A 17809-nucleotide genomic window follows, 5' to 3' on the forward strand; every position below is an offset into this window, starting at 1 on the left:
CTATCGGTTAAAAGAATGTAAGCCGCAAACAAATATATTGGTAGATAAGAATATATCATCAAAACTTCAGCAAACTTCTTTTTTTTTATGGAAGTATGCAATTTTGTTTTGTAAGGAGAATTAGCACATTCAGATAATACTGATAAGTTTAAAAAAAACTATCGCGCAGATTTCTCCTCGATATTTTTAATAGCCTTTATAGCGTTTCTCCCCAGTAAAATATCATCAGCCATCACCTTAAGTGCAATAAGGTCATTAATATTACCATATGATCCTATTTGATCAATAGCATACCTGTAAATATTAGTAGAATCATGCTCATATTTAAATATTGACAATACATCCTTTGATTTTAAACAGGAGCGGCAGGCTGACAAAATACGGTCACCAAAAACGGATTCTACCGTAATTGTATCTTCATTGAAATATTCCCGCAAAGACACCTGACTTAATGCATTATTAAACACTTTCATACTGTCTATAAGGTAAGGTGATGACCTGTCGAAAAGTATACTTAATGCAGGGGCACATTTCTCCATTATGTATTTTTTTTCTAAATCCTTTCGATTGATCCAATACAAAACCTCTGCAAGAGAAACCAAAAGCTTTTCACCTTCATCTTTTCTGGTTTCAATTAAGCTGACAAAGTCATATTTGTACTTTACTAATATTATGCACACTACAATATGATTTTTCATCCTCTCCTGTGACATTGTCGCCTCTAGAATAGGTTTATTTAAAATTTTAAGCAGATCAGGACAGCACTGCGCACCAAGTAATTTTTCAGCCGATAAAATTAACAGGGATAAAAAAAGATCAAATTCTTCTTCATTTTTGATTGCCATTGCATAAAAGGCTTTCTGATCAGTTTGATCAAGGCTGTCAATAACATTATAAAAGGCGGAACTATATGGATGGTCAAACTGTGCATTAAACATAAAAGAAGCCTGCTTCCAGGATTTTTCGCAGTCCGGATCTGCTAATATTTCATGCATTTCTGACAACACCGTTTGCTCATAACTTTCAGCATCAGATTTAAGTGCCCCTAAAGCAGTAAGTGTTTCAAAAAGATTGGTAGACAGCCATGGATCTATTAATGTTGCTTTTGATCTAACTTTCACAATTGCTTCAATTAGCTCCTCCCGCTGGCGGTCAGTACTATGACAGTGCGGAACAACTTCCAAAATTTCAAATTTGAGTGTCCGGGGTAAGTACTCCCATTGGTTTGATAAGCAATGGGAAATTATGTTAAATAAAGCTTGTGCCCGTTCGTTAAAACGACATAGATGCAGCAACAGGTAAAACTGTCCTGTTTTTACATTACTGCGTTGGGCCAATTGCGCTATAGCATCAGAGGCAATTTTGTTTTCACTTTTAAATGACATAAATCCCGACTCCAGGCATGAAAAAAAATAGGACATACCCGATACAGTAATTGATTTTCCATTCAATGGACTGTAAATCGACTGAAATAAACCGTTTCTCAAACTAATTTTCTTATCTCTTGCTTCGCTTTTCATTATAGTAAATATCCGCTCCAGACAGGTATCCATCTCCCAGGCAATTGAAAACATTTCCTCCAGTAGCTTTCCACTGAATATTTGATAAATTATTATCTCAACAAAGGCAAGTTCATCGTTTCTCCACTCAGGTATGGAACCTTTTTTGATCATAACTTGGGGATGCTGTTCTGCTTCTATTACAAATTCTATACTATCTATTTCCTTACGCATCTTCAGAAGAATTTCTTTTAGTTTTTCAGCTGCCCAGAACCGACAGAACTCGCCTGCTTCGCCCTCCAACAGTAAAAGAAGCAGATCCGTATCTCCAATACTTTCAAGTATTTTTTCCTTAAGTACATTGTCTTCTATAGATCCTAATACTAGCAATCTCTTCTCATCATTCTTGGGAGCATTAAACTCTTCGATTACGGCAAAAGAGTCTTCATTAAATCTTGCGATGCCCTCTGCCGTAAAAAAATTCAAAAGCATTTCGTGACCGAAACTTATCCTAGCAAAATCCTTAACTAATATTTTGGTGCTTAAACAGCGTTCAAGAACATACGTTTCCATTTTACTATCCATTAAAATGGTGTCAACCTGTCTCAAAGAAATGCTGAATGAAATCTCTTGGGACATTTTTCTGGCAATTGCAGAAAGTAAATAAATACCATCTTTATCCATATCCATGAGTTTTCTTCTGACATACAATTCAAATAAGCTGTATCTGCTGATTCTATCAACCCCAAATATGCCAATCTCACCGACCATTTTGGCTTCCATAGAGGTCGATACCATATCTAAAATGGGTTTAAGCTTGTTTGCCGAATTTGAATATTTACTAGCAATGGCAGCCTTCAGTTCGGAATCAGGCCTATAAACTTTTATTGTTACGCTTCCAAGCGCTACCAGACTCTCTGTGAGCTGCTGGGTGGTTACAATGAAAAGTATTTTATATTTGGAAGAAAATTCTTTAAGCTCCGATATAAGCCTTTCCGATACCTCTAAAGGACATTCATTAAGACCATCAAGTACCAAAAGGATTTTTTTATTGGTCGACTGGCAGGCTTTTATAAAGGACAATACACAGACAAACCCGTATTTCCAAACCTCCTGCTCAATTAAGCAAGAAAGACTCAAATCTGAATAATTTAACTTTAGTACTACCGGCAGCACTCCTTTACTACATAAAGACATAGCCCAAGCTATTGCCATAAAAGACTTTCCGCAGCCCGATTCTCCAATAATTACTGCGCCTTTCTCATCAAAAAGCTCCTCGAACAGCACATTGGTACAAATCTGGGAATTCTGTTTATCTAGGTCAAAATGAACAAGTTTATTTACTTCTGTAGCGTAAAATTTCTCAATGACTTCTAAATAATTTTTAACTTTATTATGGTCTTCAGTAAAAATAATTGATGTTTCCCTCACGTTAGATTTTCCAAACTCAAATTTTAGAAACTCTTTTATTTCAAAAAAACGACTTGGGTCCTCTAGGTAAACAAAAGCAATTTCCTTTATAAGATCTGACAGGTAAAGTACGTCCCTTTCCATTTCAAAAATATCTTCATGCCCTGATATGACAGTCTTTCTTTTTTTTCTGCCACGAAGAATTAAAAATTTTATACCGCCTGTAAATCGCTTATCAAGACCATGCTGCTTAAATTTCTCAAGTGATTCCCTAATCTTTGTTATTGTAGTATCGGAGGTTATTTGAAATGCAATTTTTGATGAACCGCTCTCACCTAGATCAACTGCCGGAAAATTATTTTGCTCCTTGCCCAGATTCTTAAGCTCATAACCGTATACCAGATTGAGAAGTTTCAAACAGATGCCTTCAGATACCTTATTGATGTCTGTATAGTTCAGTGCGGTGGAAACATCGATCTCCAGGATCCATGCCATTATATAACTGTTAATTTCTCTAATTTCTTCCTGCTGTTTTGGCATTTCAAGAATTTTAAATGTAAAAATAGCATATTTACAATTCAGCAGATACAGCAATCTGATATTATTTTACCGTCAGCTGCTGCTGACTGCTTTGTCTCATATCTTACCTTGCAGTGTAGCAGCTATCCTTTCCAAAGTGTTCAGCTTTTTACCGTGGCAATACAAAAACAAAATCATCAGACCAGAACACAGCTATCCGAAAGTTTCACTAAATATTAGGAAAATTTTCGGATACCTGTGGCTTAAAATAAAGAATACCTGACATTATATTTTAGTATTCCTTTTCATTCGGATTATATTACTATAATCACCGTAAATTTCTGATAATTATTGTAGTAGTATCCGTAAAAGGTATAAAAGTTTGTTTGTTTTATTTCGTGTTATTTTTTTCAGATCAGAACCTCATTTGTACCTCAAAATCTGAAACCCCAGTAAACACTGGACTATTGATTTCTGTATCTAAAACAAGACAACTACAATTATTTTACTGGTAATGAAAAAATTGTTTATATCACTCCAGTTCTTAACTCTTGAAATCAAGCAAGTCAAATTTGCCAAAGATCTCTACATAAATTACTGAAGCAAAAACTGATATCAAGATAAATTTGATGAAAAATACAGGTAATTTTATAAGTTTCTCAAGTTCTTCAATTAACATTCGTATAGTTCCCACACTTTCCCACTTTTAATTTGCATTTTTAATTTTATCAACATCGAACTGCTTTACATCGATTGTTCGCTTGAATAAAATATAATCCGAACCTGAAGCTTCAGCTTGTTTTAAAACTTTATCCAGTTTATAAGCTTTAGATCTTTCCTTTTTCTCATTTTTAAAGATAATGCTATACTCTTGCACTATTGCTGCTGCATCGCTTGGTGAAAGGATATTAAATGCCTCAATAATATCATTGTGATTGTGTCCATCTATGCTCACTTTACTATAAATATTTTTTACAAGAGGGTGGATTTTCAATGCGAAAGCAGCTTTCTTTTGTTTCGAACCATTACAAAACAAATAAATTAATATTCTGAATTCGTAATGGCTGTCTTGGTAATATTTCTCAACGTTACCCATTAAAATTTCTAGATCAACTTTCTCAATGATTTCTTCAAGTTTTTTCATGTGCTTTTGCATTGAAAAAATCGATAGATTTAATAATGGCTTCCAATATCTTGGAGTAGCATTTGCAAGTTCATCCGCAAGTTTTTCACTATCTAAGACGGAAAGTATTTTTTCTATATCATTTTCATACATTGCCACAGGAAATAAACCAGCAAGAAACACAGGGTAATCCATCTCCTTTATAGGACAACCTTTAAGCGCATTGCAAACCGCTGTTGTGGCCGTCTTGATATGGCTTCTGTGTAAGTCAAAAATAAAAGCCGAAAAAAATTGCATTACTCGATCAATACTTTCAACATCTCCTTTTTTAACTTGATTAAGAGCTTTTTCAAAATCTTTCACGTTTAATCCTTTGGTTACATCGAATATCCAGGCAGGGTGGACTTCCCATATATTCTGAAAAATCGAATAAATATATTTAAAATCTTCAGGTCTCGCTTCTTTTATAAGTTTAGTGAGACTCTTCTTATCCAATAAGTCGCACATAGGAACAATTACTTCTTTCGCGTGATTACTTAGCGTTGTAAAGATTTCTGAAATAGCATAGAAGTAGTTCAATTTTTCTGTATTGATTAACATTGCTATTTCTTCTGCTCTGTCCTTAAATGCGGAATTTACAGTTTTGTCGTTACACTGGTTCGCTGTATACCGCATCAACCTAGCTAGTAAACCTAAAGTTTCTACACTTTCATAGCAAGTTGTTTCTACCAAGCTATTCCAGTCTGTATTGGCAGGATTACACCAATTGGCTAAATATCTTGAAGCATCGGAGTTGCTCAACCAAGACCATAAAATTGTAATTTCCTTTACATTGGAATAATTTTTAAAAACAACATCAAGCAACTCGCTACATTCAACAGGCGAAATTTTATAAAAATGTTCAATAAATTTCCTTGCAAACTGTCTGTGAATGGTTTTATATCGTCCTCGCTCATTCTTTAAAAACCTACGTGCGCATAATGTGTCTAATCTCTCTTGAAGCCACTCCCTTTCCGGTTGTGACTTGACTTTTAGTATACTATTGGTTTTAAACAACTGCATAATTTCTTCAACAGAACATCCTTTTTCAAATTGAGATATCTGTTTAATTGATAAATACAGAAATATGATGTCAAATCGATCGCGCTGTTGAAGTTCAAGCTTGATATCACCTACCTTTTCCAGTCCCCCGCCTATTAAAAAAATAAATTGCCAGACGGTCTCAGAAGAATTTAAGTAACTGTCAATTAAATAATTTAGGGATGTGCTTAATTCACTGTAACCTAATGGAAAATGATTTATATCGTCTAATTTCTTTGCTTTCAGAAAATCGACAATTTCGATTTCATTTGATAGCAATGATGATTTTACCGAATGTTTGATTTCACTCCAGGAAATGTATTTCACAGAGTTAAGGAAATGTTCTTCTATATCATTATTGTTTTTAAAATCATTTCTTGTATTAACAACAATAATTTGTCTACTTACATCGGCAGCGCTTAGAATCCTTTCGATATGCTCTCCATGCAATTTAGCATTTGCATCGTCGACTATTAAAATAACATTCTTTACTAAAGATAAAAATTGGAGTATTTCCGCACTTGATTTGGTATCCGAATTATCAGCGATTGTGTATTTATAAACATTTTTTGCAATCTGCGCACCTGCAATTCCAAATACCATAGTAGTTTTTCCACTTCCTGAATCACCTGTAATAACAAGTTTGTTTTCGGCATTTAGTACTTGGAGAGCGTTTTCTGAAAGCGATCCTTTTGAAAGCACTACACATACAGATGGCCTAGGTGCACCATAGTTGAAAATTTCGGTTATTGAGCCTTCACTTGTGTAGTCTACAAATTCTATTGTCTTAAATGGAAAGCTCAGGCCTTTATCCAAAAATAATTTGGCAACTTGCCATAAATTTTCCCATTTCCTTTTAATGTGTATTTGATCCGATCTTTTATATTTATGTTGGTGGATCTGGACATGATGAGTTGGACAGACCAATAGTAGATTTTCTTCGCTGTGGTTCTGATTTACGTGATACTCTTCAATATGGTGAATTTGAAATGGTTTATCAACAATTCCATCTTCACAAAAACAACAAGCACTACCGCTCTTATCTATTATGCTTTGAATGACAACTGGGTCAATAATTGCCCGATTCACCTTTAAAGTAATAAGGTCAGCCTCGACATCAGTAAACCCTGCCACCAATAATGCTTTTTTATTTTGATTAGAAAGGCCGGAAACAGTTAGATGTCGTACGTCAATTTTATTTATCAGTAATGTGTCAAATCCTAGTCCTAATAACTTACTTCTTGTCCTTGCGTGCATGATTATAAATTAATTTAACTAAATCAGTAGCCTTGTAGCTGCTGAATTTTATTGTTATATAATTGCTTATTTAATTAGAATGCCTATGGCTTCGGAAAGTCTTTTCCAAGGTCATCATAAAGCTTTCTTCCTTTGGTATGCCAGTCAATTTTGGAAAGTTAAAGGTAAAAAACTTATTTTAGATGCGACAGAACCTAATCTATTTCCTTTCTTTAATTTCTTTTTTTGTTTCCTAAGACTTTTTTTTTCATTTAAAGAGGTCTCAAGTTCTATTTTCTTAACTAATAATCCAACATTTCGTTTTGTAGCTTCATTGAGATAGTAACAGTTAGATCATATTGGCGAGGTATATATTGGAAATTTAATATATTTTCTCTTAATTTCCGTATCCCTATTCTAAAATTCTGGTTTGTTTTAAAATTTATATTGAATTTGACATTGCTAATTTTTTTAAATCATTTGAAAAATGGTTCTAAAATTGTCTATACAGGGCGGATAAGTGAGAAAAAATCTTATTGCCTCTCTTAATATTTTAAAGAACAATTGTAAAGTAGAAAAAACTATTTGATACCTTCCTTAACTCGCATCTCTAAAGTCCTTTAGGGAATTGTGAAATATACAGTAACACTATTTGTTTATGGATAATGGAAACAGGCTACTTATAAAACAGATTATTTCAAATATAAATGCAATTTATTATCTTTACATTACAATGATTTATCGCTCTAAAAGTTAAGTGATCCTATTGTTGACACCGTCTTAAATAGTATATGGCAAGTCCTGTATTTATTGATAAAATTATAAAGCCATAGGAGTCTCTTTATCTTAAATCTTCAAATAAAAAAATTAAATATTTCTCTGTAAAAATCAATTAACTAAAATTAACTAAATTCGACTGTTAAATAAAGCGATATTCAATTTCTTTAAATCATCCATAAAATGGCTCGAAAACTGTCCTGCGAAGACCACGAAAATCACTAATAAAATGGTGGCCCGATAAAGAAAAAGAATTTAAAAATTTATTTACTTTAAAGATCATCATTTACACTAACAATTTTGTAATAATCCTCCAAAAAATCGTTAGATTTTTCAAGATTACTCGCTAATATCTAATGCTTCGAACAAATTCTAAACAGTTTATGGAAGATTATTTTAGAAAGTTGGCTTGCTAATTTTTTAGTAGCGGGAACATGACTCTAACCAATTTTAGTTTAATCTATTTAAATATTAAATATTTTTAGAAGAAAGCTTCTTCAAGTCTTGTACAAAATGGTTCGTAAACAGGTTCGTAAGGACCACAAAAATTTAAAACTCCAAAGTCATTTGATTTTGGAGTTTTTTTTATCGATAAAAACGGATAAAAACACCTTACTTTTAAAAGTATCTTTGTTTTCAGCGAATTTTGATTAGAAGCTCGTTAAGTCAATAAAGACAAGCTTAAAATTTGTAAAAACATATTTCTTAGGAAATATTTATTTTTCTTCTCATAGATATTTTTGAAGGTTTCTTTTAAAATATTGAGCACTATCCACAGCACTTTGCATAGAGTTAATTGCAAAGTTCCCTCCTTGTTCAATGTAATAAAATTCGAGACCTGATTGTATTGGGTCAGGAAGTATTTCATTATAATTGATGGTACCATTACCAAGTTCTGTATAATCTCTTGTGATTTTATCGATATCTTTAATGTGCCACATTACATATCTTCCAGGTTGCGCATCAATCAATTCTTTAGGAGTATAATTTGATGAATGAACTACCCAATACATATCCATCTGTAATTTGACTAAAGAAGAGTCTGTTTCACTAATTATAATGTCGAATGCATTTTGTCCATTTTGATTTTGGAACTCAAAACCATGATTATGATATGCAAATCCAAGACCTGCGCTATTTACTTGTTCACCTATGACATTAAGCTTTTTAGACATCAATTTAAAATTATCAATAGTTCGCTGTTCAGGAGCTATCCATGGCCATGTAATATACTTGCTGTTTAATGCTTTTGCTCCAATAATACACTGATCTACAAAACGTTTTAATTCGTCATCAGATTTTTCTAAGTATGATGAAAAACCATAATGACCACTACTAACGGACAGATTCAAATCATCTAAAATTTGCTTAAATTCTGTAGATTTATATCCGTAATACATTCCTTTAACGTTATCAAAACCATATATTTCAAAATCTTCATAACCTGCATTTTTTAAATATTTTAAAGTATTTATAGGATCTTTAGCCATTTCATCTCTTATAGAATAAAGTTGATATCCCATCTTATATTTTGGTTTGTTAATCAAACAAAAGTTAGATAATGGTAAAATTGTAGCAATTGCTAGCATTCCTGAATTCTCAATAAATTTTCTTCGATTCATTATATTTATGATTAATTGAATTTTGAATAATACATTTTTTGATTACTGACTATTATTGTAATATATCCTAAATACAATATTACACATAAAATCACATATTTTTTTATAAACACATCTATTTCAGTATAATACACATAAATAGTAACCTATGATTTCAAAACAGCTAAAAGGTGTTCAACCACAATCCCTAATCGTTTACTAATTTAAAAACCTCTAAAGTTATTTAATTTAGGTGTTTTCTTTTGTTTAGCTATAACTTATATAATTTGTGAAAATTAGAAAAAAATAAATACATATTTTGAGTTTAGTCCAAAGATAACAGCATTTTTTTTTTAGTTGTATATCTTTCCTTTTTTTAGATAGTATTGATAATTAGCCTGAAAAGCAATTATTATCCAAAGCCAATTAGTCTAATGTCAAAGCTCCAAGAATTTCTTCAGACATGAAAGGTCCACCGGGATATTTGGCCGTATAATCCAAATTCATCCAGATTTGTCCGCGCTCATCTACATGATAATGAAGTTTGTTTTCTTTGCTTTCATTTACAAATAAAACATTTTTAATCAGAAAGTTAACTTTTTCTAAATCAGTCAGAGTGCCTATCAGTATTTCTGGATAAATATGTCCAGTAGTATGTATCAATCTGGGAGTTCCTCCAATAGACTTAATAGCGGCAGCCATTAGTATCGAATGATCATCACAATCTCCAGAAAAATAAAGCAGCGATTCCGTCGCCGTAGCAATATAATCTCGTGCTTTTGGATCGCTTACGTAGTTCCATCGGCTATTTATTTCTTTGAAAACGGCAAAGCATTGTATGATGGTTCTGTAATCAGAATAGCCTTTTATGTCTTTAAAATGTTTTGTAGTAGCCATAACTGCAAAATTCCGGATTTTAGGATTTTGATATTCTATGGCATTGATAATTTTTGATTTATTGGGAAACGGAAGCAACTTTGCAATAATAATATCTTGTGGATATGGATTGTCAGACATCGTGTACATTATCGAATTATAATCTTCAAAAACGCTGTTAAATCCATAGTTTCCAATGGTAGAACCGTACACTAAAACCAATAAATAGAGAATAATACAAAAGAGGATAATCGTTCGCAAGAATCGAAGGATGATTTGAATTATTACAATCATCACCAAAAACAGCACTACCCTGTCAATATTAAGAGGCCAATTTGGGTTGATTAAGTTTTGATGCAAGATGATAAAAACCGGAATGGCAATTAATATGTTCAGAACAAAAATAATAACGTCGTCCCAAGGTTTTTTAACCTGGAATCGCTGTTTTATACCCTGAAAATTAATTTCTTTTATTTTTATCATAGTAAAAATAAAAACAGTAATCTAGACTGTTTTTACAATATCCTCAAAAGTACCTTTTTTATCGATAATTTTAAGTTGAAAAAGTTGATTTTGAACTTTGTTTAACATTTCTGCGTATAATGGCTTTTGAGACCATTGTGTTAATGAAAGCCATTCTTGAATATCTTCTATTTTTTGATGATACTTTAAAGCCAAAGTTTTATCAATACTCGGAATATCTTTAAAATCTTCTGTAGTTTGATTAATGATTGCAAGAATTTTTGAAATAAGAACTGGATTGATTTCCAAAACTTCTTCTCGAACTGCTATTACAAAACAAGGCCAAGGTGTAGGGCAATCAGCAATTCTTCTGAAAATACCTTTATCGACTAATGGTTTGGTCATGAAGCGTTCCCACATGAAATAATCAGCCGTTCCATTTGTCAACGCTTCAACAGCGCCGTCGATAGTATTTACAATTTCAAATTCCAGATTATCAGTTTTCCATCCTTGATTGTCAGCATTGACATACGCCATTAATTGAGAACCAGAACCCAATCTGGAAATGGCAACTTTTTTGTTTTCTAAATCAGCTAATGTCTTATAATTAGAGTTTGCCGCTACGTGAATTCCCCAAATTAATGGGCTTTCCACATACACCTGAACTATTTTGCTTGGATTTCCTGCAACGATATCTTTTACGATTCCTTCGGTTAGGATTACCGCAATATCAGTTTCACCATCACGAAGCATTTGGCACATTTTCCCAGTTCCTTCAGGCACATCGGTCCATTGTAAATCGATATTTTCTTTTTCGAAATCTCCGTTTTCTATGGCTAAATTCCAAGGAAGATTGAAATGTTCTGGAACTCCAGCTATTTTTATTGTTTTCATTATAAGTTAGGATTTTTTAATTCGTACCAATTCCAAGAAACGCCGTCTTCAAGATATCGTTCGGTCATTTTCAGTCCAATTTTTTGCAATATTCTGTTTGATGCGATATTATCTGTGTGTGCTGCAGCTTCCATGATTTTGATTTTCAATACATTAAAACCATAATCCAGCCATGCAAAACTGGCTTCACTTGCATATCCTTTTCCCCAGAATTTTTCATTTAATCGATAGCCAATATCGTAGAAATGAATTTTATTATTGACCATTTCGGTGTTGTATTTTAATCCGGCCCAACCAATTAATTCTTCGGTTTCTTTCAAAACAACCACAAATCGCCCAATATTATTTTGAACATACTGCGCTCTAACATATTCTATATACGAATGTACTTCGCTGATATCCGTTAATGGTTTGTTCCAAAGATATTGATGTACCTTAGGATTACTGTCCATTTCAAATAATGCTTCTGCATCTGAAGCGAGCATTTCTCTTAAAATTAATCGGTCGGTTTCTAAAATAAGATTCATGTTTTACTAAAATTTAATGGTTCCCGATTTAGCCCTGATGGTAACGTAAATCCTATTGCGCCGGGGTTCGGCGGAATAGATTGCAGCGTACAGCAGGAGTCAGCTCCTAAAATTACACATTAATATCTTTAAAATTATTCAATTTTGCATATCGAATCATACTGGTGAAGGCTTCTTGATCCAGTTTGGGTATTTCCAGAATGGAGTTTAGCAAAGTGGTATCGTATTCATTGGCAGCTGTTGTAAAGTATGGGTTTAAATGTTTTCCAATACTTTCATAATACAATTTTTCGATCGTATTTTTGTATTTAAAGTCTAACGAATTTTGTATCAAAGTAAAATTAGAGTAACCAACTTCCTTCATAATCAACCGCAATCCATTTACCATATTAAAACTCTTATTATGTACAATATTAAGCTGTTCTATATCGTCTCTTTCGAATGTATTTACAATCACTTTTGCAACATAATCGACAGGAATAATGTTCAAAACGGTGTCTTCATTGACAATAAAACGCACATTTTCTTGATCTCCTTTTCGCTGGGAAGTGAAGTGAAAGAATTTAGCCAAAAGATAAAAAACCATATATTTCGAAATAAAATACTGGTTTTCTGTTCCTAACATTTTACCTCCAATCACACTTGGACGTAAAATTTGAAAAGGCAAATTTATTTTTTTACATTCTTGGGCTATAAAATTTTCCGAGTGGAATTTGGCATTCTCATACGCATTGCGGTGCTCCGGTTGGAAGCCTAAACTATGAAAATCATTGTCAATTAATCCTTTTCTGTTTCCAGATGAAAAAGCAGTTCCAATGTAAATGAACTTTTTTATAAAAGGATGAAATAAAGTAAAAAGTGATTTTGTAATTTTGGTATTTTCATCAAAAATCTTTTCACGCTGGGCTTCATCTGTCGATAAATTAACAAATCCTGCAGAGTGAATGAAATAGGCCTCTTTTATTTGACTTGAAAAAGTATCTTGAATTACAGCCAAATCGGTATCAATGATTTCAATGTATTCGTGCAGTTTTGCGATTCCTTTGTCTTTTATGATTTTTGGCGTATAACTGCTGGATAAAAGTTCATTGATGCGATCTAAAGCGGATTTTTTGCCTTTATTTCGTGCAATTATAAAAAGTTTTCCATCCATTTTAGTATTGATGAAAAGCTCTAGAATTTCATACATAATATGAGATCCCAAAACTCCCGTTGCACCTGTAAGTATTATTTTCATTATCGTTTTGTTCTAAAAACAAATGTAGTTTTAAAAAAATTAAAAGCACTTTTTTAAAACTACAAATGGCACGGTTTTGAAAATTAATTTCTCTATCCTAAAGCAATTTTTTCTAATGTATACGCAATCAATTCATCAACGGCTTTGTATGGATCTTCACTGAATGTTCCCGAAGCACGATTGGCAATTATCGCGTTTAATGACAATGCTTGATGTCCTAAAAGCGCCGAAAGTCCATAAATTGCTGCGGTTTCCATTTCTAAGTTGGTAATTTGGTTGTCACCAAATTTAAAATTATCCATTTTAGAATTTAGCGCTTCATCTTGAATATTCAAACGCAAAACTCGGCCTTGTGGACCGTAAAAACCACCTGCAGTTGCGGTTATTCCTTTGTGCATTTTGTCGCTTTCAATTATTTTTTCTAATTTTTCGGAACAAGTAATCACATACGGTTTACCTTTTCGTAAATCCCAATTGGTGTGTTTCACAAAAGCATCTTCCATTTCCAGATTAGAAACTTCGTCAATTAAATAGGAGCGAAGCATGTTATCCAGTCCTAATCCAAATTTTGACATCACAAAGCTGTCTACTGGAATATCCGCTTGCAAAGAACCCGAAGTTCCTATACGAATTATGTTTAATGACGTTAAATTTTCTTTTGGCTGACGGGTTTTCAAATCAATATTAACCAAAGCGTCCAGTTCGTTGATGACGATATCAATATTATCAGGACCAATTCCTGTAGACATTACTGTAATTCGCTTGCCTTTAAAAATCCCGGTTTGGGTTTTGAATTCTCTTTTTTGTGTCGAAAATTCAATGCTGTCAAAAAACTGTGTGATTTTTTCCACGCGATTTTGATCTCCTACAAAGATGATGTCGTGTGCAATATGTTCTGGTTTTAAATTCAAATGGTAAACGCTACCGTCTGGATTTAATATTAATTCTGATGATTGTATCATTATTTTTTTTGTTTAAGGTTTAAGGTTTCAAGTTGCTCAACTGAATACTGAACATTTTTTACCCTCCAACTCGTTTTACTTTAAATCCTTTTTCTTTTAAAATAGTCATTATTTTATCCCGATAATCCCCTTGAATAATGATGGAATCGTCTTTGAAAGTACCACCAACACTCAATTTGGTTTTGATTTCTTTGGCTAAAATTTTAAAATCGGCGTCGCTTCCTTCGTATCCCTCAATTATAGTGGTCGCTTTTCCTTTTCGTTTTTCGAATTTACAAATCATAGGTTCTTTTTGAACGTATAATTCGTGAGCCACTTCCTCAATTTGCTCTTCAGGCGATGGTTCGTGATCTGGAAAAAGGTTTTTTAATTGGTCTTGTAAGTCCATAACTTTATATATTTTGAACGCTGATAATGCTGAGTTAAATTGGTAAAAAACAAAAGACATTAAGCATAAACTTAATGTCTTTTAGTATTTGACGTAAATTAAGTTTACTTTTTAATAAGACCTAAATCTACTAAACGCTCGTACAAATAAGCTCCTGCAGTAATATCTTCGAATTTTTTTGGATGTTCTGCATCAATACAGTTTTCCAAACAATCCAATTTCATATCACTCACAGGATGCATAAAAAACGGAATAGAATAACGTGAAGTTCCCCATAATTCTCTTGGTGGGTTTACAACTTGATGAATCGTAGATTTCAATTTGTTATTCGTATGGCGTGATAACATATCACCCACATTGATAACTAATTCATCCGATTCAGCAATAGCATCAATCCATTCTCCGTTGTGATTTTGTACTTGCAATCCTTTTCCTTGCGCACCCATCAACAAAGTAATCAAGTTGATATCACCATGAGCAGCAGCACGAATTGCGTTTGCTGGTTCAGATGTGATTGGTGGGTAATGAATAGGTCTTAAGATTGAATTTCCGTCTTTAGCATATTGGTCAAAATAAAATTCATCTAAACCAAGGTGTAAAGCCAAAGCTCTTAAAACATAGACTCCTGTTTTTTCCAGCATTTGGTACGCTTCTTTACCTACAACATTAAAACGGGGAAGTTCTTTAACTTCAACATTTTTTGGGTACTCTGAAGCATATTTTGAATCTTCAGACACATATTGTCCAAAGTGCCAAAATTCCTTCAAATCGCCTTCTTTTCTGCCTTTGGCATGCTCTGTCCCGAAAGAAACATAGCCTCTTTGTCCGCCAATGCCAGGAATTTCATAACTGTGTTTTGTTTCTAAAGGTAAAGCGAAAAAATTTCTGATTTCACCATACAATTCATCAACCAACTGGTCGTTTAAAAAATGCCCTTTGAGTGCTACGAAGCCAATATCTTCAAATGCACTTCCGATTTCATTTACAAATTTTTGTTTACGTGCCGGGTCATCCGACAGGAAATCACGCAAGTCAACACTAGGAATGTTTTGCATACTTTTAAATATTTTTTAATAACTTGAAGGTTAAAAACCTTGCAGATACAAATGTAAAGAATAATTTTATATTTGAATTTTAAAACTTATAAACAATATAAAAAAATATAACAAAATAACACTAAACTGTTATATTTTTTTATCTTTGAACCATACAATAAAACCGAAAAAATGACTTTCGATAGAAAAAATCTCACTGATAATCAATTATTAGATTTATACAAAAAGCTTTTGAAGCCCCGACTCATTGAAGAGAAAATGCTCAAGTTGATTCGCCAAGGCAAAGTATCCAAATGGTTTTCTGGAATTGGTCAAGAGGCTATTTCTGTGGGTGTCACAGCAGTTTTAGATTCAGATGAGTACATTTTACCAATGCACAGAAATCTTGGTGTTTTCACCGGAAGGGATATTCCGTTATACCGCCTTTTTTCGCAATGGCAAGGCAAAGCCAATGGTTTTACCAAAGGGCGTGATCGCAGTTTTCACTTTGGAACACAACAATACAAGATTATAGGAATGATTTCACATTTAGGTCCGCAATTAGGCGTTGCTGACGGAATCGCATTGGCAAATAAACTCAAGAAAAACGGAAAAGTAACCGCAGTTTTTACTGGTGAAGGAGCAACAAGTGAAGGTGATTTTCATGAAGCATTGAATATTGCTTCGGTTTGGGAATTGCCGGTGATGTTTGTCATAGAAAATAATGGTTATGGATTGTCAACTCCTACAAACGAGCAATACCGTTGCGAAAACCTTGCTGATAAAGGGAAAGGCTACGGAATGGAAAGTCATATTGTTGATGGAAATAATATACTGGAAGTGTTTAATTTGTTATCTGAATTGAAGGCTTCGATGATAGAAAATCCACGTCCGATTTTATTAGAATTCAAAACCTTCAGAATGCGCGGACATGAAGAGGCGAGTGGGACTAAATACGTTCCGCAAGAGTTGATGGATATGTGGGCGATTAAAGATCCAGTAGAAAATTATAGAAAGTATTTGACAGAAAACGGAGTTCTTACCGATGATTATGATACTGCATTACATATTGAAATAAAGAAAGAAATTGAAGAACATTTGGCTGTTGCCAATGCCGAACCGGAAATTGAAGCTACGTTAAGTGAAGAACTAAATGATGTGTACAAACCGTTTGTATTTGAACAAGTTAATCCATCAGAAGAAAAAGAAAATATTCGTTTTATAGATGCAATTTCCAGTAGTTTGAGACAATCGATGGAACGTCATGAAAACTCGGTAATCATGGGACAAGATATCGCTGAATATGGTGGTGCTTTCAAAATTACAGATGGTTTTGTAGCGCAGTTTGGTAAAGAGCGCGTCATCAATACACCCATTTGTGAAAGTGCAGTAGTTTCGGCAGGAATGGGATTGTCGATTAATGGATACAAAGCGATTGTGGAAATGCAGTTCGCTGATTTTGTTTCCACAGGATTTAATCCAATTGTCAATTTATTAGCCAAATCACATTACCGTTGGTTAGAAAAAGCTGATGTTGTAGTTAGAATGCCTTGCGGCGGAGGAACACAAGCGGGGCCTTTTCACTCGCAAACCAATGAAGCTTGGTTTACTAAAACTCCGGGATTAAAAGTTGTTTATCCAGCATTTCCTTATGATGCGAAAGGATTGTTGAATACTTCTATAAACGACCCGAATCCAGTTTTATTCTTTGAACACAAACAATTGTACCGAAGTGTGTACCAAGATGTCCCAAATGACTATTATACAATTCCATTAGGAAAAGCATCTTTTTTGAAAGAAGGAAATCAAGTTACGATTATTTCGTTTGGAGCAGCCGTGCATTGGGCTTTGGAAACTTTAGCAAAAAACCCTCAAATTTCTGCTGATTTACTAGATTTGAGAACTTTACAACCTTTAGATACCGAATCTATTTTTGCATCAGTAAAGAGAACGGGAAGAGTGATTATTTATCAGGAAGACAGTATGTTTGGTGGTATTGCCAGTGATATATCGGCAATGATTATGGAAAATTGTTTCAAATACCTTGATGCACCCGTAAAACGGGTGGCAAGTTTAGATACACCGATTCCGTTTACAAAAGCATTAGAAGATCAATATTTGCCAAAAGGTCAATTCGAAAGTGATCTGAAGGAACTCTTGGCGTACTAATAGTTAAATTATAAT

Annotated in this window: 11 protein-coding genes; 1 reads left to right on the forward strand and 10 read right to left on the reverse strand. The window is 33.4% G+C overall.

Annotated elements, in window-relative coordinates:
- Positions 1 to 158 precede the first annotated feature (158 nt).
- The 10 genes from V5J73_RS06995 to V5J73_RS07040 form a co-directional block, all read right to left on the reverse strand.
- A complete protein-coding gene (locus tag V5J73_RS06995) occupies positions 159 to 3449 on the reverse strand; it encodes an SMEK domain-containing protein (RefSeq protein WP_338648533.1) in 3291 nt (1096 codons plus the stop codon).
- A 685-nt stretch (positions 3450 to 4134) separates the two neighbouring features.
- Positions 4135 to 6888: a hypothetical protein gene (locus tag V5J73_RS07000; protein WP_338648534.1), complete on the reverse strand. Its 2754-nt coding sequence runs from the start codon at positions 6886 to 6888 to the stop codon at positions 4135 to 4137.
- 1484 nt (positions 6889 to 8372) lie between these two features.
- Positions 8373 to 9266, reverse strand: coding sequence for a sugar phosphate isomerase/epimerase family protein (locus V5J73_RS07005; RefSeq protein WP_338648536.1), 894 nt, complete (start codon positions 9264 to 9266; stop codon positions 8373 to 8375).
- 405 nt (positions 9267 to 9671) lie between these two features.
- Positions 9672 to 10604, reverse strand: a complete 933-nt coding sequence (locus V5J73_RS07010; protein WP_338648537.1) for a transglutaminase — start codon at positions 10602 to 10604, stop codon at positions 9672 to 9674.
- Positions 10605 to 10625: 21 nt separating this feature from the next.
- Positions 10626 to 11477 carry a substrate-binding domain-containing protein gene (locus V5J73_RS07015; RefSeq protein ID WP_338648539.1) on the reverse strand — a complete coding sequence of 284 codons (852 nt, stop codon included), beginning with the start codon at positions 11475 to 11477 and terminating at the stop codon, positions 10626 to 10628.
- Positions 11477 to 12004 carry a GNAT family N-acetyltransferase gene (locus V5J73_RS07020; RefSeq protein ID WP_338648542.1) on the reverse strand — a complete coding sequence of 176 codons (528 nt, stop codon included), beginning with the start codon at positions 12002 to 12004 and terminating at the stop codon, positions 11477 to 11479. The genes V5J73_RS07015 and V5J73_RS07020 overlap by 1 nt, the downstream gene beginning before the upstream one ends.
- A 112-nt stretch (positions 12005 to 12116) precedes the next feature.
- Positions 12117 to 13241 carry an SDR family oxidoreductase gene (locus tag V5J73_RS07025; protein ID WP_338648543.1) on the reverse strand — a complete coding sequence of 375 codons (1125 nt, stop codon included), beginning with the start codon at positions 13239 to 13241 and terminating at the stop codon, positions 12117 to 12119.
- 92 nt (positions 13242 to 13333) lie between these two features.
- Entirely contained in the window at positions 13334 to 14203 is an 870-nt protein-coding gene (locus V5J73_RS07030) for a nucleoside phosphorylase (protein ID WP_338648544.1), read from the reverse strand.
- Positions 14204 to 14261: 58 nt separating this feature from the next.
- Positions 14262 to 14591: a translation initiation factor gene (locus V5J73_RS07035; protein ID WP_091256676.1), complete on the reverse strand. Its 330-nt coding sequence runs from the start codon at positions 14589 to 14591 to the stop codon at positions 14262 to 14264.
- A gap of 104 nt (positions 14592 to 14695) precedes the next feature.
- On the reverse strand, positions 14696 to 15646 hold the full coding sequence (locus V5J73_RS07040; protein WP_338648546.1) for an isopenicillin N synthase family dioxygenase: 951 nt from the start codon (positions 15644 to 15646) through the stop codon (positions 14696 to 14698).
- Between the two features lie 171 nt (positions 15647 to 15817).
- Between V5J73_RS07040 and V5J73_RS07045 the strand changes: the two genes are divergently transcribed.
- Positions 15818 to 17794, forward strand: a complete 1977-nt coding sequence (locus V5J73_RS07045; protein WP_338648548.1) for an alpha-ketoacid dehydrogenase subunit alpha/beta — start codon at positions 15818 to 15820, stop codon at positions 17792 to 17794.
- Positions 17795 to 17809 lie beyond the last annotated feature (15 nt).

Source organism: Flavobacterium sp. KS-LB2 (assembly GCF_036895565.1).
Classification (GTDB): Bacteria; Bacteroidota; Bacteroidia; order Flavobacteriales; family Flavobacteriaceae; genus Flavobacterium.